Origin of the sequence: Providencia sp. PROV201 (assembly GCF_028479545.1) — a bacterium.
GTDB classification, from domain to species: Bacteria; Pseudomonadota; Gammaproteobacteria; order Enterobacterales; family Enterobacteriaceae; genus Providencia; species Providencia huaxiensis.
In genome coordinates, this window is record NZ_JAMPNW010000004.1 from 1 (window position 1) to 21,518 (window position 21,518).

18 protein-coding genes and 1 tRNA gene are annotated in these 21,518 nt (G+C 37.3%); 10 read left to right on the forward strand and 9 right to left on the reverse strand.

All coding sequences use genetic code 11. The features are described 5' to 3' along the window. The first annotated feature begins 1,152 nt into the window (after positions 1–1,152). Positions 1,153–1,446: a helix-turn-helix domain-containing protein gene (locus tag PR809_RS04460; protein WP_102137798.1), complete on the forward strand. Its 294-nt coding sequence runs from the start codon at positions 1,153–1,155 to the stop codon at positions 1,444–1,446. A 236-nt stretch (positions 1,447–1,682) separates the two neighbouring features. Here the strand turns inward: PR809_RS04460 and PR809_RS04465 are convergent, their stop codons facing one another. The 5 genes from PR809_RS04465 to PR809_RS04485 form a co-directional block, all read right to left on the reverse strand. Next, positions 1,683–3,449 carry a potassium/proton antiporter gene (locus tag PR809_RS04465; protein ID WP_229597465.1) on the reverse strand — a complete coding sequence of 589 codons (1,767 nt, stop codon included), beginning with the start codon at positions 3,447–3,449 and terminating at the stop codon, positions 1,683–1,685. 372 nt (positions 3,450–3,821) lie between these two features. Continuing rightward, positions 3,822–4,490 carry a methionine ABC transporter permease gene (locus PR809_RS04470; RefSeq protein WP_102137580.1) on the reverse strand — a complete coding sequence of 223 codons (669 nt, stop codon included), beginning with the start codon at positions 4,488–4,490 and terminating at the stop codon, positions 3,822–3,824. Further along, positions 4,487–5,500, reverse strand: a complete 1,014-nt coding sequence (locus tag PR809_RS04475) for a methionine ABC transporter ATP-binding protein (protein ID WP_102137581.1) — start codon at positions 5,498–5,500, stop codon at positions 4,487–4,489. Before PR809_RS04475 ends, PR809_RS04470 begins: the two co-directional genes overlap by 4 nt. Before the next feature lie 3 nt (positions 5,501–5,503). Further along, a complete protein-coding gene (locus PR809_RS04480; RefSeq protein ID WP_206277021.1) occupies positions 5,504–6,964 on the reverse strand; it encodes an FAD/NAD(P)-binding protein in 1,461 nt (486 codons plus the stop codon). 4 nt (positions 6,965–6,968) lie between these two features. Beyond that, complete coding sequence (locus PR809_RS04485) at positions 6,969–8,093, reverse strand: CMD domain-containing protein (RefSeq protein ID WP_102137583.1); 1,125 nt, start codon at positions 8,091–8,093, stop codon at positions 6,969–6,971. Positions 8,094–8,305: 212 nt separating this feature from the next. Here PR809_RS04485 and PR809_RS04490 point away from each other — a divergent pair, with 212 nt between their 5' ends. Both PR809_RS04490 and PR809_RS04495 read left to right on the forward strand, forming a co-directional pair. Then, positions 8,306–9,148, forward strand: coding sequence for a MetQ/NlpA family ABC transporter substrate-binding protein (locus PR809_RS04490; protein ID WP_102137584.1), 843 nt, complete (start codon positions 8,306–8,308; stop codon positions 9,146–9,148). Between the two features lie 226 nt (positions 9,149–9,374). Continuing rightward, positions 9,375–10,112, forward strand: a complete 738-nt coding sequence (locus PR809_RS04495; protein ID WP_102137585.1) for a cyclase family protein — start codon at positions 9,375–9,377, stop codon at positions 10,110–10,112. A 52-nt stretch (positions 10,113–10,164) separates the two neighbouring features. On the opposite strand, the gene PR809_RS04500 is transcribed toward PR809_RS04495, so the two are convergent. Continuing rightward, the gene (locus PR809_RS04500) at positions 10,165–11,400 is read right to left on the reverse strand and encodes an SLC13 family permease (RefSeq protein WP_166264536.1); all 1,236 of its coding nucleotides are present in this window, start codon (positions 11,398–11,400) and stop codon (positions 10,165–10,167) included. Between the two features lie 632 nt (positions 11,401–12,032). Between PR809_RS04500 and PR809_RS04505 the strand changes: the two genes are divergently transcribed. The 5 genes from PR809_RS04505 to PR809_RS04525 all read left to right on the forward strand — a co-directional run bounded on the left by PR809_RS04505 (position 12,033) and on the right by PR809_RS04525 (position 16,737). Then, positions 12,033–13,982 (forward strand): PTS mannitol transporter subunit IICBA, encoded by a 1,950-nt coding sequence (locus PR809_RS04505; protein WP_206276402.1) that lies wholly within the window; start codon positions 12,033–12,035, stop codon positions 13,980–13,982. 11 nt (positions 13,983–13,993) lie between these two features. Further along, positions 13,994–15,154, forward strand: coding sequence for a mannitol-1-phosphate 5-dehydrogenase (locus PR809_RS04510; protein ID WP_206276403.1), 1,161 nt, complete (start codon positions 13,994–13,996; stop codon positions 15,152–15,154). A 101-nt stretch (positions 15,155–15,255) separates the two neighbouring features. Next, the gene (locus tag PR809_RS04515; protein ID WP_102137589.1) at positions 15,256–15,786 is read left to right on the forward strand and encodes an MltR family transcriptional regulator; all 531 of its coding nucleotides are present in this window, start codon (positions 15,256–15,258) and stop codon (positions 15,784–15,786) included. Between the two features lie 108 nt (positions 15,787–15,894). Then, on the forward strand, positions 15,895–16,317 hold the full coding sequence (locus tag PR809_RS04520; RefSeq protein ID WP_206276404.1) for a GNAT family N-acetyltransferase: 423 nt from the start codon (positions 15,895–15,897) through the stop codon (positions 16,315–16,317). Positions 16,318–16,389: 72 nt separating this feature from the next. Further along, positions 16,390–16,737: a hypothetical protein gene (locus tag PR809_RS04525; protein ID WP_206276405.1), complete on the forward strand. Its 348-nt coding sequence runs from the start codon at positions 16,390–16,392 to the stop codon at positions 16,735–16,737. A 155-nt stretch (positions 16,738–16,892) separates the two neighbouring features. Here PR809_RS04525 and PR809_RS04530 read toward each other — a convergent pair whose 3' ends face one another. Both PR809_RS04530 and PR809_RS04535 read right to left on the reverse strand, forming a co-directional pair. Beyond that, positions 16,893–17,363 (reverse strand): tyrosine-type recombinase/integrase, encoded by a 471-nt coding sequence (locus PR809_RS04530; RefSeq protein ID WP_206276406.1) that lies wholly within the window; start codon positions 17,361–17,363, stop codon positions 16,893–16,895. 164 nt (positions 17,364–17,527) lie between these two features. After that, positions 17,528–17,602: transfer RNA gene (locus tag PR809_RS04535), tRNA-Arg, on the reverse strand. Positions 17,603–17,955: 353 nt separating this feature from the next. Between PR809_RS04535 and mlaA the strand changes: the two genes are divergently transcribed. Next, positions 17,956–18,708 (forward strand): phospholipid-binding lipoprotein MlaA, encoded by a 753-nt coding sequence (mlaA, locus tag PR809_RS04540; RefSeq protein ID WP_102137593.1) that lies wholly within the window; start codon positions 17,956–17,958, stop codon positions 18,706–18,708. 568 nt (positions 18,709–19,276) lie between these two features. Here mlaA and fadL read toward each other — a convergent pair. Next, the gene (gene fadL, locus PR809_RS04545; protein WP_206276407.1) at positions 19,277–20,596 is read right to left on the reverse strand and encodes a long-chain fatty acid transporter FadL; all 1,320 of its coding nucleotides are present in this window, start codon (positions 20,594–20,596) and stop codon (positions 19,277–19,279) included. A gap of 353 nt (positions 20,597–20,949) precedes the next feature. On the opposite strand from fadL, the gene PR809_RS04550 reads away from it, so the two are divergent. Next, positions 20,950–21,246: a YfcZ/YiiS family protein gene (locus PR809_RS04550; protein ID WP_166264544.1), complete on the forward strand. Its 297-nt coding sequence runs from the start codon at positions 20,950–20,952 to the stop codon at positions 21,244–21,246. Positions 21,247–21,518 lie beyond the last annotated feature (272 nt).

Below are 21,518 nucleotides of genomic sequence, written 5' to 3' on the forward strand. Positions count from 1 at the left end.
TCATTAGAAATCAAACATAACTTTATTACAGATTAAATCTAACGAATATACACATGTTTTGTAAGTTACATTCTCTAAGTAGCATGATAAAGGGGCAAAAATTAATGATCGCGTCACTCGCTTTATATGCAGAATAATTCAGAATGTATCTTATAAAAGTCCTTTAGTACTTACATCTAAGTTTCAATATGGTACTAGCAGGATATATTTGGTGCGTTATAGAATATAATGATTTCACTATGTATAAATGAGAGAATAAAGCTGCGAGGATAAATATCGAGTGTGGGATAGAAAAAGTAAATATAATTTTTTATAAACGAATATTATTATATAGTAAATGTAAGATACTATAATATAGCAATAAATCCTGTGATTTTGTTTGTTTTTGAAGTTTTACGTCAGTTTGCACACAGTAAAAAACAAAAAAACAGTTAAATCAAAAACGCATTGTCGATGAAAATTATTTTTCATAATTTTGTGATATTCATCTAGTAAAATGAATAATAAGCTTTCTTAACGTTATGGTTTTGTTATGTTTGGTACTTGAATATAATAAATCCATATTTTGCTACTTTAAAAATTTAGTATTTTACTAATTGTAACAGACTGGCTGGTTTTTTAATGTACTGATATTTTGTCAAATTAGAGAGTTTTAGAGATAAAATTGACTGTTTTTACTATTTTTTACATAAAAGTATCATGAATACAGGTTTTATCATTTCAGACCATGTTAAATTGTATCAATAACATTAATATTGTTACAGTGTTAAATAATTCTATTTATTTCCTTTATTTTTAGGTTATACATCGGCCATACGGGTCTTTTTTAGATGAATATTCCGAGGGAGGAGGGGTGTCTTTTGGATTACTATCAAATGAAATTACACATATTTGGTGTAACTGAGTGATTTTAAAGTGTTATTTTGCTTTTAAATGCATAATGTATAGCATGAAATACTTTGTTACATAGTTGCAATGTTAATTTAGGACTAGTTGAAACTAATTATAAGGGTAGTATATCATTCTTTCCGATATATGCTGAATCGTCTATAGCATTATCACTGTTATACACATAAATATAAAAAATAAAATATGCAGGTAATTATCTGTTAATTTTTATTTCCTTAATAATAAATTGAAGCGAGAATGTTTATGAACACGAAATATCCTGTCGCTTGTGCAGTTGGACAAAAAATAAAAGCCCTTAGAAGAGCTCAAGGCTTTACTGTTTTTCAGTTAGCTAAAGAGATAGATATAAGTGAACAGCAGCTATTTCGTTACGAGCGTGGTGTTAATCGTATTGATATAGACTGTCTTGTTCGAGTGCTAAAAGTTTTAGACGTTAACATGGGTGAGTTTTTTAGTGAAGTCCTACAAGAGGATACTCAAGTAGATGAGGACACAGCTAATAAAGGGTTTGAAAGTTCTGCATACACCCTTATATAGCCGAATAAACCATATTGTCCCAGAATGAAACATAATTAGCTCTCATTCTTACCTGTTTAAATTAGGAACGTAAATTAAATACATTTGCTGTTTATAGTTTAAATAAGACAATATCTATTATTATCCTAGGTTTCATAAAAGAACAAATAAAAGCCCGAAAGGGCTTTTATTTTTGTATCTTTGAACTAATTATTACTTAACATTAGAGTCATTATCTCTAGCACATTTATGTGTAATTAACCTTCCTGCGCTTTAATAGGTTCTAATATTACGGTTATGATGCGTGTGCCTATCATTTCTCCAATTTTTAATTGCAGTTGTTCTAATTTCATGACGGTATCTTGTAAAGGTTCCGATATAGAAGCATAAATAAATTGGTTAAGGGTTCTTTCATCACCATTATCAATTTGGATACCATAAGATGAGTGGATCTCATTTAACCGAGTCGTTCCTTTTAAACTTAACCCGGTATCGGGTAGTTCAATAGGCGTGTTTTCAGAGATGTTTTTTTCTGAAAATAGATGTTCAAGAAAAATACGATTTTCAGGTTTAAGAACAACAAATAAATGATCATCAGCATGAAGCGTAGTTGACCCCCTTGGCGGTAAAACACTTTTTTCTCGCGTGATCATAGCAATGACAGTTTGGTCAGGTAATGCAAGTTGAGATAATCGACGACCTACTACAGCGCAATCCTCACCTAATGTATATTCCACTAAATCTGCATCTATTTGGTCTACCGCGGTAATATCTAACGTTGCTGCAGGGATCAATGGCGGTGGCTGCATTAAATTTAATTTACGTGCAACATAAGGTAAGGTTGAACCTTGTAATGTTGCTGAAATTAATACCACAAAGAAAACCACGTCAAAAATCAGATGGGCATTAGGTAAACCATAGATAAATGGGAAAATGGCGAGAATAATAGGGACAGAGCCACGTAATCCTACCCAAGAAATTAATGTAATTTCAGGTTTAGGGAAACCAAATAATTTTAGAACCGGTATTACAGCTAATGGCCTTGCGATAAACGTTAAGACAAGAGCAATAATTAAACCCTCAAGCCAGACTTCAATTAGAGAACTTGGGTTGACAAGTAGCCCTAACATAACAAACATGATAATTTGGCTTAGCCATGCTAATCCATCATGAAACAAAAATGTATTGCGTTGAAAAACAAACCGATGGTTACCAATCACCACACCAGTAACAAAAATAGATAAGAAGCCACTACCTTCTAAATTACTCGCGAGTCCAAAAGAAAGCAACCCACAAGCAGCGACAAGCACAGGATACAACCCAGTTGCGATTAGTTTAATCTTATTGATAATTTTGACTGAAACCCAGCCAACACTTAAGCCAACAACTGTACCTATCCCCATTTGACTAAAAAATAACAGAATTAATTCACTACCTGAAGCTTGTGGATTCATTAAGAGTTGTAATAAGCCAACAGTTAAGAATATGGCTGTCGGGTCATTGGTTGCGCTTTCTATTTCTAACGTCGATTGCAGGCGTTCATTTAAATAGATCCCCGCGTTGCGCAGTAAGGAAAAGACGGCGGCAGCATCGGTAGAACCGACGATAGCGCCTAGTAATAGCCCTTCCAGAAGAGGGACGTCGAGGATATAAGCAGCCGCGAGACCAGTCACCCCAGCGGTTACAAGAACGCCTAGCGTTGCTAGTGTAAAAGACGGTTTCCAAACTAGACGAATAGATTTTACTGATGTTTGTAGACCCCCATCAAATAAAATTAAAGCAAGCGCGAGAGAGCCAACGGCATACGAAACATTAACGTTATCAAACGTAATCTTACCTATCCCATCTTCACCCGCTAGCATGCCAACAAATAAAAACATGACAAGCATGGGTAAACCGAGCCTAGCGGACAGTTTGCTAGAGAAAATTCCCAAAAGAATGAGTATAGAAATCAATAAAATGAGCTGTTCAATAGTTGGCATAATCAGTTTAATCTGTAAGTGAATAAAACGCTGACGATGCATCGTAAAGCGCGCGTAGAAAGCAAAAACAACAAAATAGCAAGACGACTAAATATATATTGAGAATAGATTATTTTAGCGAAAAGCGGATAACATCCATTAAAATATATATCTACATGATTATAATATAAATAAATTTAAATAATTTGATTATTTATCGCATTTCTCACTATAAAAAAGCGTTAAAACACGTAAAAAATTGATAGATATGAATAAGTAAGCACTAGAGTGAGTTTTATTGTTAATTTTTTCTATTAACGATAATTATGGTGTTGGGGCTCGCCACAAGTCTTAAGGGGGATAATCGACACTTATAAAGTAAGGTAAAAGAGAGAAGGCCGAATATATTTTCGACCTTTTCCACGAAACTAATGACTAATGGAAGCGCGCTTTTTTCGCTAAATAGTCACCAATAAATTGCATGCCTTGTACGATAATTACTAATGTAACAACGGTGATAGCCATTGCAACATTATCAAAACGCTGGTAGCCGTAGTTTAGTGCTAAGTCACCGACACCTCCACCACCAACGGCTCCTGCCATTGCGGTTGCACCAACTAAAGTAATGCTGGCAGCGGTTAAACTTAGAATTAATGATGATTTCGCTTCAGGTAAAATAAAGTGCCAAACAATTTGCCAATTTGTTGCTCCCATAGAATCAGCCGCTTCAATAATACCTGAATGTACACTGAGTAATGAGTTTTCAACTAAACGTGCAGTATAGGGGGCAATAAAAATCACTAATGGCACAATTGCTGCAGTTGTTCCTATTGAGGTTCCTACCATAAAGCGTGTAAGGGGGATCATCGCAACTAATAAGATGATAAAAGGCAATGAACGAATAATATTAATTATCGGGTTCACAATGCGATAAATACATTTATTTTCCCAAATACCCTCTGGCCTCGTTACAACAAGTACGATACCTAATAGGATCCCAAATATAGAACCTAATACGAGCGCAATGCTGACCATCGTAAAGGTTTCTGACATCGCTAATAAAAACTGTTTCGCCGTTAAAGCGGTTTCGAATAATTGTGTCATAGTGCCCCCTGATTGACTGCAACTCCGCGTTGGCGAAGAAAAGAGACGGCTTCATCAATTTTTTCTTTATCACCAATAAATTGGACAAACATACTGCCCAGCACGACACCACTGATCTCTTTCATATTGGCAAATAAGATATTTATTTTGACAATTTCTTTGAGTATTAACTCATTAACGACAGGTTGTTGTGCGGAAGCCCCTAAAAATTCAAGACGATAAACATCTTGTTGATGTTCTAAGTTATGCAGAACGCGTTCTGGAATTTCTTCGTTTAATACGGTTCCTACAAATTTCTTGGTTGTGTCATGGCGTGGGTTGGCAAAAATATCAAGTACAGTTCCTTCTTCGACAATTTTGCCAGACCCCATAACAGCAACACGGTTACAAATTTGTTCAATAACTTCCATTTCGTGAGTAACTAGCAAAATAGTAATATGCTGTTCTTGGTTGATCTTTTTTAGTAATTGCAAAATTGAGCGCGTTGTTTGCGGGTCGAGTGCTGAAGTGGCTTCATCACATAATAAAATTTGTGGGTTGTTGATCAAAGCACGCGCAATACCCACACGCTGCTTTTGCCCACCAGATAACTGCCCTGGGTATTGGTTTTTTTTATCACTAAGCTCGACATATTCAAGAATGCTATCAACTCGCTGATTGATTTCTTGTTTATTGACACCTGAGAGTAATAAGGGCATCGCAATATTTTGAGCAACAGTTTTCGTTTCTAGCAAATTGAAATGCTGAAAAATCATACCGATGCTTTTTTTATGTGAGCGCGTTTCTGCTGGGGTATGCTCAGCAATATTTTGGCCATTGATAATAACGGCACCACTGGTTGGCTTTTCTAATTGATTAACCAAACGGATAAGTGAGCTTTTACCAGCCCCGCTATAACCAATAAACCCAAAGATATCACCTTTATTGATATGCAAATTAATGTCTTGCAATGCAACTAAAGACTGCCCATCTTTTTCATAAACTTTTTGAATGTTTTGAAAGGTAATCATAATCTACTCTACACTATCAGCTAATTGCACACGTTCTGAAGGCGGTACAGCGGGTTGCCACTCATCCCCCAATAATTCAGCTTCTTGGCTAGTTTTAACTTGCTCAAGGTGTTGCTCTTGGTAGCTTAGGTACAATTGAGCTGCAATATGGTCAGCCAATCGTTCTGCCCCAATATTCGTTCCAGGGATTAACCCTATGACCGGGCCCATACTGAGCGATGCACTTAAGTTAAAACAATATAACCGATTGATTTTTAATGTATCTGACTTGTTTTTAGCTTGAAATTCAAAATGATTACCTAAATAAGGGTGTGAAGCTAACTCTGCATTTTCTTCATGAATGGATGGCGTGTATGCATCCCCCCATGTTTTAACTAGCGGAGATAATTGATGAAAAGCGCTGTGTTTGGCCCAATTAATCCGATAGCCAGTTGCTAAGATTAAATAATCTAATACGAATTTGTCTGTTGTTGTTGTGACATGCAATTTTTTATTTTTCAATTCAATAAATTTAACTTGGGTATTGAAATTGAAATAAGCATTTTTATGGCGAGAAACTCTCAACGTGCTGCCATGAGGAGCTGGCGTTTTGGCTTTGGCAACATAATCAGTGTAATGCCACTTCTGAGCATCTGTAAAATAGGTATACGCATTGGTAAATCCTGCACTTCCAGCAACTTTTCCTCGATTTACTCGGGGCATGTCGCTAGCGCGGATCAAAATCTCAACTGAATTAGCACCATTTTCTAATGCCGTTGCTGAACTATCCATCGCACCGGCACTATATCCAACAACACCAATGTCTAAGCCTTTAAAACGACGATAGTCAGTACCTGCATATGAATGTTCCCAATAGGTCGTTGGGATATCATTCATAAAACTAGGGATATTAGCTTCACTAAAAGACTCCATACCCGTCGATAAAATAACATGTTGCGCTTGATATCTGACGGTACCGTTAGGAGTGTCAAAAATTAATTCACGGTAGTTATCGTTTAATTGCACATCGACTAATTGGTATTGATTAAGTACATAGGGTTCTGTCATGGTTTTATACCATTGCAGATATTCTCCCCACTGCAAACGTGGAATTTTATCGAGTTCATCCCATTTTTGAATGCCAAACTGGGCTTTAAACCAAGCTTGAAAAGTTAAAGAGGGGGATGCAAGCGCAGGGCCAACCACATGTTTTGGGGAACGCAATGTTTCCATTAATGCAGGGCTTTGCCATGGGCCTTCTTTGCCAGCAGGGGCTTGGTCGAAAACAATTGCATTGATACCTCGTAATTTCAGAGCGAATGCGGCTGTAATTCCTGACATACCCGCACCAATGATAGCGACATCAATAATTTGGTTTTCAGGGTTATTTTTTGATAATGACCAAGACGTTATTGGTAAATTTAAATACTGCAAATCTTGTTTTATTTGCGCTTCTAATGCCTCTAAACCCATAATCAGTTCCATTGAATTACTCCTTATCCTCTACTATTTCAAAGGGCTCACCCAGCGATAACATTAAGCGGTTCGCCCATGAAAAGAAGGCCGTTGATTGAACTAAGTCAAGTAATTCAAGTTCAGATAAACCCAAGTTTTGTAACTCTTTAATTTGTGATGGTGTGGCTTGGATGGGGGTTGCAGATAAAGAGGCGACTAAATCTGTGATGGCTAGGAGTCTGTCATCAAAACCTTCAGCAAGTACTGAACCCGTCGCAGTTGCTAGTAATTTATCAACATCAGCACGTCGTTCTTTTGCATACTGACTGGCTTTTCTAGCATGTACAGAAGCGCAGTATATGCAGCCATTAACTTTGCTAGTTACGGCCGCAGCAAATTCACGTTCCCAGCGAGGTAACCCTTCTGAGGTATAAAACACGCCTCGGTCAACTAAAGTTCGTAACTCTAAAATTTTACTTTGATGGGCGAGCAGTAAAAAATATTCAGAGTTTAATTGACCAAATTTTTTCATGACTTGGGCTTCTTCAACGGATAGCGTTTTTGCATCCCTTGCTGAAATCCAAGCTTCCCATCCTAAATTATCTTGTGTAAAAGCCGTTGGTGAAGGTTTTCCTTTGCGGGTTAATGGTTGGTGGTTCCATTTACCAGCCACAACTTTAGGTGAGTTATGTGTAAGATGACTACTATTCGTCAGTAACAGAACCCCTTCGATTAGCCGAGCTTGATAGGTGACATAAGTTATTAATTGAGCAAGTAAAATGATGTCACTTTCTTGCCAACCTTGTTCAGCTAACGCAGCAATTAATTGGTAATGGGTATCTTTAGGTGATTGTGTTAAAACTTGCAGATATTCTTTTGCTGTAGCCAGTGGTTTACTAAGAGGTTCATCAGGCATTGAGTTTATTAATTGAAAATAAAATTCAGCTAGGCGGGGACTTCCTGTCATTTTTGCAACTTCATAAGCAAAATAATATTTCACATTATTTGTGAGAAGTGTCGATGGTGCAGAAAAAATGGCTTCAAATACGGCTTGAGTATTTTCAGTCGCCACCGCGCGTTCATGGCGAATTTTAGCTAGGCTGGAATCTGGTGTTAAATTAGTTAAAGAATTAATTACATCATTATAGGAAATAGTCATAAAGCAACTCACTTTTTTAAATGTTTTTTATCTCCTTCATTACATATCAATCACATTACTAATCGAACGATCTGTTTGTTATATGCTTATAACCAAAAGGAATCAAATGCCACTCTTATATTACTTTAGTATTAAGTTATAACGATATAGTCTAAGTTGTACTCTCTAATTATGATTATACTGCCTAAAATATCTTTACAGGGCTGTTATCTATGTTAAAACAAAAATTAATAAATTTATCTTTAATTACTACTGCTTTAGCGGTGCTGGCTGGATGTGGCGATAATAGTGAAAAAGATAATCCTAATAAAAAACAAATTACAATAGGTTTTGGTGTTGGCAATTATATTGACCAAGTAGACAAAGGTATCGTACCGATTTTAGAGAAAAAAGGTTATACCGTTAATTTGCGCCAATTTTCACAGAATAGACAAATAAATCCTGCTTTTGAAGAAGGCTCTATTGATGCTTCTGTAAATCAAAGCCGTGCCTATATGGAGGCTTATAACAAAAAAAATAATATTAATATGGTGGCATTAACAGACTCACCGAGTGCGCCTCAAAGTCTGCGGTCAAATAAACATAAAACACTGGATGAAGTGAAAGACGGTATGATTGTTGCGTTATCTAATGACCCCGTTAATGCAGAGCGTGGCGCGAGGATCTTGGAAAAGTTAGGTTGGATAAAAATTAATCCAGATGTGAGTACATTAAGTTTTAGTGTTAATGATATCTCCCCAAATGAATATAACTTAGATATTCGAGAAACCGATGCGGCACAAGGGTTGCGATTATTAGATGATGTTGATTTTGTTGTTGTGAATGGTAACTATGTGGCAAGTGCTGGCCAACGTATTGCTGATGGTTTAGTTGTAGAAAATTCACCGCTAGAGCATCGCGTTATTGTGACTGTTATGCAAAAAGATTTAGATGCTCAGTGGGCAAAAGATTTGAAAGAAGCTTTTGAGTCTAAAGAGTACGCAGATTATATTCGTTCGCAGCGTATTTATGATGGTTTTATTGAACCTGACAGCTGGAACAAATATCCTAAATAAAATCCTAGTCTATTTTTTATTTTGATTATTACGTTGACCACTAATTTTTATTAATTAGTGGTTTTTTCTATATAAACTAAATATCTTACTGATTTAATATGAAAAAGATTCGTGTTGAATTTGTAGACAACAGAATGTTTTTTCGTTATTTAATAGGTTAGGAAGGGCATTATAAAAATAGTCTGTAGATAAGCTTATTTAGACAATAGAACTGACAGGGGAAAATATGAGCAATGAATTAATAGATGCATTTAATGTAATAAAATCTAAAAAATGGGTTGATTTGACACATAGCTTCGATAAAGACTCACCACATTTTTTTATGTTTGACTCTGCCGAATTTAAAACATTATTTGGCTATCCAGAAGGTTTCTTTGCACAGCAATTTACATTTCCAGGACAATATGGCACCCATATTGATGCTCCTTGTCATTTCGTTGAAGGGAAACGTTATTTACATGAGCTCGAATTAAAAGAACTTGTTCTGCCACTGATTGTTATTGACCAGTCAGAAAGGGCCAAAGAAGATCCTAACTTTGCATTTTCTCTCGATGATATCCTTAATTTTGAAGCGAAAAATGGTCGAATTGAATCAGGGAGTTTTGTTGCATTACGTACGGATTGGAGTAAACGTTGGCCATCACAAGAGCTTATGGATAATAAAGATGATGAGGGCAATAACCAAATACCGGGTTGGGGAATGGACGCACTCAAATTTTTATTTGAAGAACGCGGTATAAAAGCGATTGGACATGAAACATTTGATACTGATGCTGCAAAAGATTTTCGAAAAAATAATGCATTACTCGGTGAGTATTACGTATTAGAACAAGATACATACCAAGTTGAATTACTTGCTAATTTAGACCAAGTGCCCACACGTGGCGCGGTAATTTTTAATATCGTCGCTAAACCAAATAATGCCAGTGGTTTTCCTGTTCGTTCTTTTGCGATATTGCCATAGGAAATATAATGATAACCAATCTGCCAGTGTGATAGCAGATTGGTTAAAACGACTATAACGCAAGTAAAATCCAAGCAGCGGCTAATAGCATACACAATAGCGCGACAATTCCCCCTGATTTAGAGAACTCACCGAAAGAAATTTTTACGCCATATGCCGCTGATTGCTCAACGACGATAATGCCAGCAAGGCTACCGAAGACCAGTAAGTTACTTGAAAAACCAGAACCCAATACGAGAGCAGCGCCTAATGAATCGGCATTGCCTTCAGGTGTTAAGAAGGGGACGAGTAGCATGACTGAAGGGTTGTTTCCAACGATAGTACTTAGGACGCCTGTCACTAAAAATAGGGCTAATGGGTTATTGAGTTCCACACCGTAGTTTCGCAAATCAGTTAATAATTGCTGAGGTAGTCCTGTGGCGGCAAAAGCGGCATTGACAACAAATAGCCCCATGATGAGTAATAAAAGATTACCATCAACGAGTTTAAGCATATCACTCGAGGCAATAGATCGATTTAATAATAAAAATCCAGCAGCCGTTAATGCAATAAGTTCTTTAGGAATATCAGTCACAATAAAGGTAATGATGACTGCGAAAGTAATGACACCCGCTTTTGCTGTCTCCCAGACATCTAATGTTTCTTGGGTTGATTTAGGGGGAGTTGAGAGCGTATTTTCTTTAGTCAAATACCAACGATGACGATATAACCAAACGAGTACTAACCATGTTAATGGTAAGGAAAGCAGGGCTGGTATTGCTGATGCCTGTAATAAGCCAACAAACGAGATATCAAGCCCTTGTGCTGCGATCATATTTTGTGGGCTACCAATTAATGAACCTGCGGCCCCGTTATTCGCTGCGAAACAAAAGCCAAGTAAAAAAGGAATTGGGTTTAAACCGCGAGATAAACTAATTGATACTAATAATGGAGTCATCGCGACAACAACAACATCATTAGTGAGCAATGCGGAAAGAAAGCCACCAACAAGAATTAAAACAGCGAGTAATATAGGGGGCGAAACTTTTAGCATTGCGACTTTATTTGCGGTCCAGCTATAAAAACCAGACACAACAAAAGAAGCAGAAACGACCATAAGCCCGAATAACATCCCAATCGTTCGGTAATCGATAGCATTCCATGCATGGGGAGGGGTAATACTACCAATAGCCATCATAGCTAGGGCACCAATAACCGCAGCGCCAGTTCTATCAACTTTGAAGCCGGGTAGCTTACCAAAGCCCATCGCAATATAAACCAAAAGAAAAACAATAACGGTTGACGTCATGATATTCACATTTTAATTAAGAAAATTAGAGGTAATTTATCGGTGAAGACCAGACGAAGCAAGGTTAAATAATGTATTGATAATAATACGTTGTCGTTAATTCAATTTAAGATTATCGCAAAAAGATGATGGTAATAATGAAATAGAAAATGAAGTTTTCAAATAGCAATAACAGGCATTGACTACGAAAGACGATAATGTGATTTATTGCAGCATGCAAAGAAAAATGAAGAAAGTACGTTTAGTAATTTTATTACAAAATATAAAAAGTGACTTGTACAGTTGGATAATTGACATTAGTCCACAGGATAAAAAAGATAAATAGAAAATAAATTGTGATGCTCATCACTAATCGAAGATAAATAACGAGTTTTAAACTGTGACTAATATCACTAAAAATGGTTTTTTTGTGTAAAAAAAGAGCAATGTAATTTAGTGACATGAATTTTATGTGATCTTCATCAATATAAAGGTGGGGTGAGCCGGGGGGTAATAGTGATCTTGTTCACATAAAGGCCCACGTGGTGCGGATCTGATAAAGCTCATGCTAGAGTGAAAGAGTTGAAAAAATCACAGACGTTATTTGGCGATAACGTTACAACTTTATCATTCTCGTACCACGGGGTTCTATCATGGTAACATCAAATATCAAATTAAAGGTACAGAATTTTGGGCGTTTCCTCAGTAATATGGTTATGCCTAATATCGGTGCTTTCATCGCTTGGGGATTAATTACCGCGTTATTTATCCCAACGGGCTGGTGGCCTAATGAGACATTAGCTCAACTTGTTGGTCCTATGATCACCTATTTACTCCCTCTATTAATCGGTTATACCGGTGGCCGTTTGGTCGGTGGAGAGCGGGGTGGAATAGTTGGTGCAATAACAACAATGGGGGTCATTGTTGGTGCTGACATGCCGATGTTTATGGGGGCAATGATTGCTGGTCCATTAGGCGGATATGCAATAAAACGTTTTGATTTGTGGATCGAAGGCAAAGTTAAAACGGGTTTTGAAATGTTAGTGAATAATTTTTCATCCGGCATTATCGGCATGTTATTAGCTATTTTGGCTTATTTAGCGATAGGTCCTCTTGTTGCAGGGTTATCCAAAATATTAGCGGCTGGTGTGAACGTGATGGTGGAGAATAACTTACTTCCACTCACGTCTATTTTTGTTGAACCTGCAAAAATCTTATTTCTCAATAATGCTATTAATCACGGTATTTTTTCACCGTTAGGTATTCAGCAAGCATCTGAAACAGGTTCCTCCATTTTTTTCTTAATTGAAGCAAACCCTGGACCAGGTTTAGGCGTTTTACTCGCTTATATGTTTTTTGGTAAAGGTAATGCCAAGCAATCTGCACCAGGGGCAGCAATTATTCACTTTTTTGGCGGTATCCATGAAATTTATTTCCCGTATGTTTTAATGAATCCTCGATTAATTCTTGCTGTAATTCTTGGAGGGATGACAGGGGTATTTGTGATGAACCTTTTTCATGCGGGCTTAGTCTCTCCTGCATCACCAGGTTCAATATTTGCAGTTCTACTGATGACCCCTAAATCATCACTTATTGGCGTTATTTTATCAGTCACAAGTGCTACAGCTGTTTCTTTTATCGTTTCAGTGCTTTTATTAAAACGAACACGAATTGGCGATGATGATGAGCTCGAAAGTGCGACGAAAAAAATGCGCAATATGAAAACGCAATCAAAGTCATCAGCAACAAGCTCAACCAATAAAGATACCTCTATCAATTTAGCTCAAGTGCGCAACATTATTGTTGCTTGCGATGCAGGCATGGGGTCAAGTGCAATGGGGGCCGGGGTATTAGCCAAAAAAGTACGAGATGCAGGCTTAATCGATATTGCAGTCACTAATATGGCAATTAACGACCTGCCAGATAACGTTGATATTGTTATTACTCATAGAGATCTAACACAAAGGGCACAGTCATTTGCGCCAAATGCAATGCATATTTCTTTAACAAACTTCTTAGATAGCCAAACGTATAATGATCTAGTCACCAATTTAATAGCTAAAAAAAATCCTAAAGCTGCGAATGACGGACGACTGATTAAGCAAACGATTATTGCAGCAAATGATGAATCCTATGAAATAGAAAATTATGATGATGCGATATTTACATTGAGTGCAAAGCATATTCATTTAAACCTATCTGCACAGAATAAAACGCAAGCCATCCAATTTGCGGGGCAAAAATTAGTTGAGGGTGGCTATGTTGAGCCTGACTATATTGAGGCGATGTTAGCTCGCGAAAAACTAACTCCCACATATCTTGGCGAGTCTATTGCGGTACCTCACGGAACGATAGAAGCCAAAGACCGCGTATTAAAAACCGGCATTGTTATTTGCCAATACCCCGAAGGCGTACAATTTGGTGAAGAACCCGATGAAATTGCCCGCCTAGTTATTGGTATTGCCGCACAAAATAATGAGCACATTGAAGTTATCACACGAATTACTTCCGCTTTAGATGAAGATGGGGTTATTGAGCGTTTATGTGAAACCCAAGATGTTCAGGAAGTACTCGAAATTTTAGCGTCTCAAAGTGCAGCATAAGGAGAATAATAATGAAAGTCATTCACTTTGGTGCAGGAAATATAGGCCGTGGGTTTATTGGTAAATTATTAGCAGACGCAAATTCACAAGTGACTTTTACGGATGTTAATCAGCCATTAATTGACCAACTCGCGCATCAGCAATCTTATAATGTTCACGTGGTTGGTCAGGAAAATCGTATTGAGAAAGTCCAACACATTCACGCTGTTAATAGTAATGACCCTAAAACGATAGAGTTTATTGCAACAGCGGATATGCTTACAACTGCTGTCGGGCCACAAGTACTTGAAAAAATAGCGTCAACCATAGCTAAAGGCATAGTTTATAGAAAATCGCAGGGAAATAACCAGCCACTCAATATAATTGCATGTGAAAATATGGTAAGGGGAACTAGCCAATTAAAACAACATGTGTTGGTTCATTTGCCGGAAGAATTACATCAATGGGTTGACCAACATATTGGTTTTGTAGACTCCGCAGTTGACCGGATCGTTCCTCCGATGGATGCAGCGAATGATGACCCACTTGATGTTACTGTCGAATCCTTTAGCGAGTGGATTGTTGACCGAACACAATTTGTTGGTGATATTCCTATTATCGATGGAATGGAATTGACGAACAATCTAATGGCATTTGTTGAACGTAAACTATTTACATTAAATACAGGTCATGCAATGACAGCGTATTTAGGGCAGCGATATGGATACCAGACAATCAGCGAGGCAATTGGAGATTTGAGGATCTATACTGTTGTTAAATCGGCTATGCAAGAAAGTGGACAAGTTTTAATTCAACGTTATGGTTTTGATTCACAAATACATAATCAATACATAGATAAAATACTAAGTCGCTTTGCAAACCCATATTTAAAAGATGATGTTAGTCGAGTTGGGCGACAGCCTATAAGAAAGTTAAGTTCTAATGATCGCTTAATTAAGCCTTTGCTAGGCACATTAGAATATCAATTACCAAATGAAAATCTGATCATAGGAATTGCTGCCGCATTACATTTCAGATGTGAAGCCGATCCTCAAGCAAATGAAATGGCAAAGTTAATAGCTGATAAAGGTATATATCAAGCGGTTGTTGAGCTTTGTGGGTTAGAGAAATATCCCGAGGTTGTTGATAGAATTAGTTCCCAATACCAGTTATTGATATTGAGTAACAAGTGATATTACGGATAATAGATTGATTAACTGAGGTTCAGTCACTTTATGGCTATCTACTGTATGATAGTAAGCAGTATAGCTGTAAAGTGATAAAAGAAGCTAATATGGAAAATAAACAAAACATTGAAAATCAGATCCTTGAGCGGTTAAATCAACGGCCAGAAGTATATTTGTTTGTTCAAGAAGTCGTTGTTTTAATTTCACAAGCTATTGATAAATTAATGTTAAAAGTTTTTAGAAAGGATGATTATGCGGTAAAGTATGCCGTTGAACCACTTTTAACTGGAAATGGGCCATTAGGGGAGTTATCAGTTCGTTTGAAACTCCTATTTGCATTAGGGGCTATTTCTCGCGAAACCTATGAAGATATAGAATTATTTCTTGCTTTAAACGAATCGTTATCGGCAGAGGATTTAAATATAAATTTTACGGATGATGAAATTTTAGGCAGTATTAAAATGCTCCATTGTATGGAACCTTTACCAGAAATGATGAGATTCAATCAACCAGAGGATCTTGTCGATAACCAATTAATTGAATTACAAAAACACCGTTTTCAGCAAATGATCAAATCTTCATTGGTATTGTCTGTAACGGCTTTAATTACCCAAATTATAGAAACTGATGTATTTTAAAATAGCATATTCAATCCTCTCCTATTTTACTGTTTTCTTATCAAAGTAAATATGTTTGAAATAACACGTTATTAGCCGAGTATTAGCAGAGTATCAGTAGAGCATCGAATGAATATTATTGTTGCACATGAAATCACCACTGAAGATAAAGATGAACTCCTTGCAGGGTTACGTAGTTTTAATATCCAATATTTGAGTGCAGAACGTTTTGGTGAGCTAGGCGTTTATTTTAAAAATGATTCTGGTGTTATGCTTGGAGGATTACTGGCTTCTGTCAAGGCGAATTGGCTTTGTATCGATTTTTTATGGGTAAGTGAGGACGCCAGAAAAATGGGATTAGGCAGTAAATTGATGAAGGCTGCTGAACGGGAAGCAATTAAACTAGGTTGTATTCATAGCTTAGTTGACACCTTCAGTTTTCAAGCCTTGCCATTTTATGAAAAATTAGGATATGTGAAACAAATGTCATTGTCTGATTTCCCAGAGAAAGGCATGGAAAGGCATTATCTCACTAAAACTGAATTAGCGTAGGTATTTTTTGTTTGCTTCAATTAGCACACCCGTTAAGTTAACATGACTGAAATTAATTGATGGGATGCTGAGATGAAAAGAGCCTTAGTGGTTATATTATTTATGTGTTTTCAGTCGCCTTTAATGGCGACGACATATAGTTTGGATGAGCTACAGGCGATGTCAGCTAACAATAAAAAGCCAGAAATAGTACGCCCTTATAAGCAGCTTATAAAAGTAAAAGAGTTAGGTGATTTCAACACTTGCAAAGAGTGGCAAAAAGAACAGTTGACACCATACGCTGCATATCCACAGAAAATAGGGGCTTCAATGGAGAAGTTATATTCTATTAGGGTGTTGATGGCGGATAGAACACTGACATTCAATTGTATTGACCTAGATAACGTATCTGGCACGATAAATGAAGCAATGTACAAATAATTTAGTTGGGTAGTGAGGCTAATAGTTTAGTTTTTCAGTTTTTATGCGACTCATACTCTTAAGTAAAAATCTCACATAAAATAAAAAAACTATTTATATTCAAATAATTATAAATTTATTCACTAAATGTACTTCACTTTGAAACTGAAATAATTTTATGATCCAAATTGTGCAGGCGGGTGCGGTGTAGTGAATTTTACGTGGTTGAGAACTTTATTTCGTGTGAAAGGAAAAACATCATTTTCAAAACACCGCAATATCTCGCTCGCATAGCCTTTTGACCATGTAGAACATTTTGATGCATGCCATTCCATTGCAACCGCTTTAAACGTATTTTCAGCAGCATATTTTTGTGTAATCTTTTCCGATTTGCGAGCATCACTAGGGTCTATACCATCTGAAAGCTGTTTTTTTGCTTCATCTCTTTTTCTTCTGGCATCGGCTAAAGAAATTTGCCCATACACACCAAATGAAATCATTTTAGGCTTACCAGCAAAGCGATAACGAAACCGCCACCCCTTGGAACCATTGGGTTCAATGAGAAGGGATAAGCCATTGCCATCATTTAGGGTGTAAGCCTTATCTTTAGGCTTAGCTTTACGAATTTGGATATCAGTGAGCAGCATAATGTGTATAGTTTTTTTATCGAACCTAGACCTATACACAATACTATACACATTAATACTTAGATTCCACTAGAAGTTACTAGACCTTTTTGGAAGTCAAAATAATTAATCTATTGTTTTTATTTAAAAAATTGGAAGTCTTGAGAGGTCTTTAGAAGTGGCAATGGTGTCCCCTGCAGGAATCGAACCTGCAACTAGCCCTTAGGAGGGGCTCGTTATATCCATTTAACTAAGGGGACTTTTGGAGTCGTAGTTACGATAGCGAAAGCATTTTACTGTTCAGGTCTAATTGAATCAAGTTGTTACGGACAAATAATCGAATTTATCTTCCATAAATATTTATTTGACTGTTTTTCATTCGAAAATAGGGTGATTATCATCTTTATGGCTGAGTGGGCGCATTTCTATTTTGTACTAACTGTTCAATTTTCTTATAATAAGAATATTATTAAATGGCGTATAATTAGCCTTTAAGATAATCGAATAACTCAAAAGGATTAACATAATTCTTTTTTTCGCCTTACTATAAGCAAAGCAGTTATTACAGTGGAAAAGTACCGCAGTAGGACGGTACAGGGAATGGAGAAGTGTTATGAAGTTTCGCATGACGGGCGTTTTTCTGGCAGGGGTGTTAATTGCAGGTTGTGCAAGTAGCATTGATCCAGAAACACATGAACGTTCGGACCCATTAGAAGGGTTCAACCGAGCAATGTTTAATTTCAACTATAACGTCCTTGACCCTTATGTCTTGAGGCCAGTTGCTGTTGCTTGGAATGATTATGTCCCGATGCCTGCCCGTAATGGATTAACCAATTTTTTTGTTAACCTTGAAGAACCTGCAAGTATGCTAAATAGCTTTCTGCGTGGGGAAGTGACTCAAGGTTTCAAACATTTTAACCGCTTCTTCCTTAATACTGTCTTCGGCATGGGGGGGCTCATTGATGTGGCGACAATGGCAAACCCTCAATTAGCGAAAGAAGAGCCAAAACGTTTTGGTAATACCTTAGGCTATTACGATGTGGGCTATGGTCCTTATGTGGTGTTACCGGGGTATGGCAGTGCAACACCGAGGGAACAAGGGGGGGACTTAGTTGATGATTTATATCCAATGCTAAGCTATCTCACATTCTGGATGTCCGCGGGTAAATGGGCACTGGAAGGAATTGAAACCCGAGCAAGGCTATTAGATTCAGATGGATTATTGAAGAACTCTTCAGACCCGTACTTAATGATGCGAGAAGCCTATTTCCAACGTAATGACTTTTTATCAAGTGGTGGCGCGTTAAAAGCAACAGAAAACCCAAATGCGGCAGCGATTGAAGACCAGCTTGATTCGATAGATTAGTAAATTGAATTGTTTTGGAAGGTTTATCACTCTCTTGTATACGAATGATACTAGAGAGTGATAAATAAAAAGCTAATCATTGTCTCGCTTTCCTCGTTGAGAGACGGTGTCAATTAAGGCTATTACCCCTAATACACCAATAAAACCGACAGTAAACAGTGTTCCCATACAGCCTCCTAAGTTTTAGTCATTGTTGCCTCTTTTACATGCCTTCGCGGCCGTAGCCAATAATAGAATATAGCGTGATTAATACAGTTTGATGAAAAGCCATATATTAGTGGATATCATCAGTATAAAATATGCTATTGGGTTGTGCTTGCAAATAAGAACATTCAGAGAATGAATGATAATCTAATGAAATCTAAAGCGATTTATCTTAAAAATGCGATAGTGTGTATTTTATAAAGAAATGATGAGGTGAACTCATGTTCTTAACATTTAATTTACATATGATGCGGGTGAGGGTCAAGAAAATTTATGTTAAGTTTTGAAAATTAGTGGGATGGGGCAATTGACATTGATAATAGTACCAGGGAGAGAACTCCCTGATACTTAAAAATTCGATTAATTAGAACGTATAGTTGAAGTTTACGCCGTATAACCAAGCAGAACCTTCAGACTTGAAATGATATGCTGGAAGGATACTTTCAGGAACATCTTCACTTAATCTTTCTTTAATATTTACTTTTTTACCGTGCATATAAGAAATACCCACATCAACAGATGCATTTTCATTAAATGCATACGTTGTACCTGCACTTAACCAGTAACGGTCTTGGTCAGGGATAGAAATAGAACGGTAATCTGAACGTACAGGCGTTTGGTCGTAGGCAATACCGGTACGGAATGTCCAGTTATCATCATAAAAATAGGTGGTACCGAGTGCTAAACGCCAAGCATCTTTAAAGTGCTCAGGTTTATGGAATAACTGTTCGCCATCACTTTTTCTATAGGCGGTTAATTCTTTAAATTCACTCCAGCCAGTATAGGCAACGCTATAGTGTAAAGCCCACTTAGGAGCAACTTTATGGTACCCAGAGAACTCCCAAATATCTGGTAAATTAAGGTCTAACTTACCTTTGACTTTTTCACCCCCAGTACCATGTAACTGAGTTATTGATTTAGGTATGTCATTGGAATATTTGCCATCTTCAAACTTAACTTTAACTTTAGAACGATAGCTTAAACTTAAACGGTTATCATCATTGATTTCATACAAAATACCCGCATTCCAACCATAACCCCAGTCATCCCCTGTTAATTTAGCCATGGTAGTGCTGGCAGGGAACGAAGGTAAGCCTAATTTAGGTGCTAGGGCGCCAAGGTCACCTGCATGACGAGTAATTTCTGCATCGGCATATACCGCGTTCACGCCCAAGCCAAAACTGAAATTATTATTTACGCGGTATGCACCACTTAGGTTCAGGTTAACAGTTTTTAGGTCTGTTTTACCACCGATAGGGCCTGCAGCATAATTTTTATTAAAATCAGTGGCTAAACCAAAGTTGGTGGTCATTGAAGTACCAACAGCCCACTTGTCATTAACTGGGAAGATAAAGTGAGCATTGGGTACTACAGCACTTGGCGCAATATCATTTGCTGTTGTATTACTACCAAGTAAAGAGCCTCCTTTACCTTTGATATCAACGCTTGGGTCAATATAAACGGCACCAACAGAAAGAGAAGGGCGATCAAACAACATCATGGCAGCAGGGTTTCGGCTTCCCTCACTTGCGTTGTCGCCCATTGCACCCGCTCCCGAAAACGCGCGTCCCAGTGCGGATGTAGAATATTCATTAAGCAAAAAACCAGCCGCGCCTGCGTTGGATGATACAATTGCCACTGCTATTGCTAAAGCTGATCTAGAAAACAGGTTTTTCTGGCTCATGACCAAAACCCTCTTATGTTTTATTTTGAATAAAGCGACTTCTATCGCAAGAAGCGCAGAATTGTAGGGTCCCTTGCCGTTATGACAAATCAGACCAGTTACTAGAGTATAGGTCTGACCACCTGATATGTTGCAAGCTTGTTTTGCAGTTATTGTGACTTTGTTTTCAAAAATGCTACATATTTAACAAAATGGCAACATTGACTGACGAATTGGGAGCAAAAAGTATACGAATACGGGGTAAGATCAAACTTATGTTTAATTATTAGCGATATATTTTGATACACACTAGTTTTTAGCACTTTTTCAGCGTTATGATAGCGACTTAACAGTTTGTTTATTTGGAGAGTAAAATGACTGATGCGATTAACCGTTGTAGCGCGGATGAAACCGCAGCCTGCTGCTGCGTAGATGTGGGAACAGTATTAGATAATAAAGACTGCACTGCCTCGTATCAGCATGTATTCGCTACACAAAATGAAGCGGAAACTATGTTGAAAACACTCACAGAGAAAGCAAAATCTGTTGAGTCAGACCCTTGTGCGATAACCCATTCTATTAAGCCTGTAGAGGGTGGCGTTGAGCTTACGGCAGAGTTTAGTTTTAGCTGTGAAGCAGAAAGTTTGATTTTTCAATTAGGCCTTCGTTAATCAAACGATTGAATTTGCTCTGATTTGCCTTTTATCACTAAAACGATGGCGTGATTAACGCTCAGTGATAAAAGGCTTCCTTATTTCCCTCCTGTTTTCCTCTGCTGCAATTTGTTGGGTTTTTACTCTAAGTTGCGTACCTGCTCGCATTTTTTATCAATACCCATTGATAATTGTGAATTTTATGTTAACAATTGTTACAGGTCAGACCTCTTTGTCCGCTTAGAGAGCTAATTAACTATAATTTTCATTTTTGCTTTAGCAGGAGCGAC

Bases quoted from the DNA above. Each gene is read 5' to 3' on its own strand.
- mlaA (WP_102137593.1), top strand. From the start codon at position 17,956: ATGAAGTTTCGCATGACGGGCGTTTTTCTGGCAGGGGTGTTAATTGCA.
- PR809_RS04495 (WP_102137585.1), top strand. From the start codon at position 9,375: ATGAGCAATGAATTAATAGATGCATTTAATGTAATAAAATCTAAAAAA.
- PR809_RS04485 (WP_102137583.1), bottom strand. From the start codon at position 8,093: ATGACTATTTCCTATAATGATGTAATTAATTCTTTAACTAATTTAACA.
- PR809_RS04460 (WP_102137798.1), top strand. From the start codon at position 1,153: ATGAACACGAAATATCCTGTCGCTTGTGCAGTTGGACAAAAAATAAAA.
- PR809_RS04505 (WP_206276402.1), top strand. From the start codon at position 12,033: ATGGTAACATCAAATATCAAATTAAAGGTACAGAATTTTGGGCGTTTC.
- PR809_RS04530 (WP_206276406.1), bottom strand. From the start codon at position 17,363: ATGCTGCTCACTGATATCCAAATTCGTAAAGCTAAGCCTAAAGATAAG.
- PR809_RS04480 (WP_206277021.1), bottom strand. From the start codon at position 6,964: ATGGAACTGATTATGGGTTTAGAGGCATTAGAAGCGCAAATAAAACAA.
- PR809_RS04465 (WP_229597465.1), bottom strand. From the start codon at position 3,449: ATGCATCGTCAGCGTTTTATTCACTTACAGATTAAACTGATTATGCCA.
- PR809_RS04475 (WP_102137581.1), bottom strand. From the start codon at position 5,500: ATGATTACCTTTCAAAACATTCAAAAAGTTTATGAAAAAGATGGGCAG.
- PR809_RS04500 (WP_166264536.1), bottom strand. From the start codon at position 11,400: ATGACGTCAACCGTTATTGTTTTTCTTTTGGTTTATATTGCGATGGGC.
- PR809_RS04490 (WP_102137584.1), top strand. From the start codon at position 8,306: ATGTTAAAACAAAAATTAATAAATTTATCTTTAATTACTACTGCTTTA.
- PR809_RS04525 (WP_206276405.1), top strand. From the start codon at position 16,390: ATGAAAAGAGCCTTAGTGGTTATATTATTTATGTGTTTTCAGTCGCCT.
- fadL (WP_206276407.1), bottom strand. From the start codon at position 20,596: ATGAGCCAGAAAAACCTGTTTTCTAGATCAGCTTTAGCAATAGCAGTG.
- PR809_RS04470 (WP_102137580.1), bottom strand. From the start codon at position 4,490: ATGACACAATTATTCGAAACCGCTTTAACGGCGAAACAGTTTTTATTA.
- PR809_RS04510 (WP_206276403.1), top strand. From the start codon at position 13,994: ATGAAAGTCATTCACTTTGGTGCAGGAAATATAGGCCGTGGGTTTATT.
- PR809_RS04520 (WP_206276404.1), top strand. From the start codon at position 15,895: ATGAATATTATTGTTGCACATGAAATCACCACTGAAGATAAAGATGAA.
- PR809_RS04550 (WP_166264544.1), top strand. From the start codon at position 20,950: ATGACTGATGCGATTAACCGTTGTAGCGCGGATGAAACCGCAGCCTGC.
- PR809_RS04515 (WP_102137589.1), top strand. From the start codon at position 15,256: ATGGAAAATAAACAAAACATTGAAAATCAGATCCTTGAGCGGTTAAAT.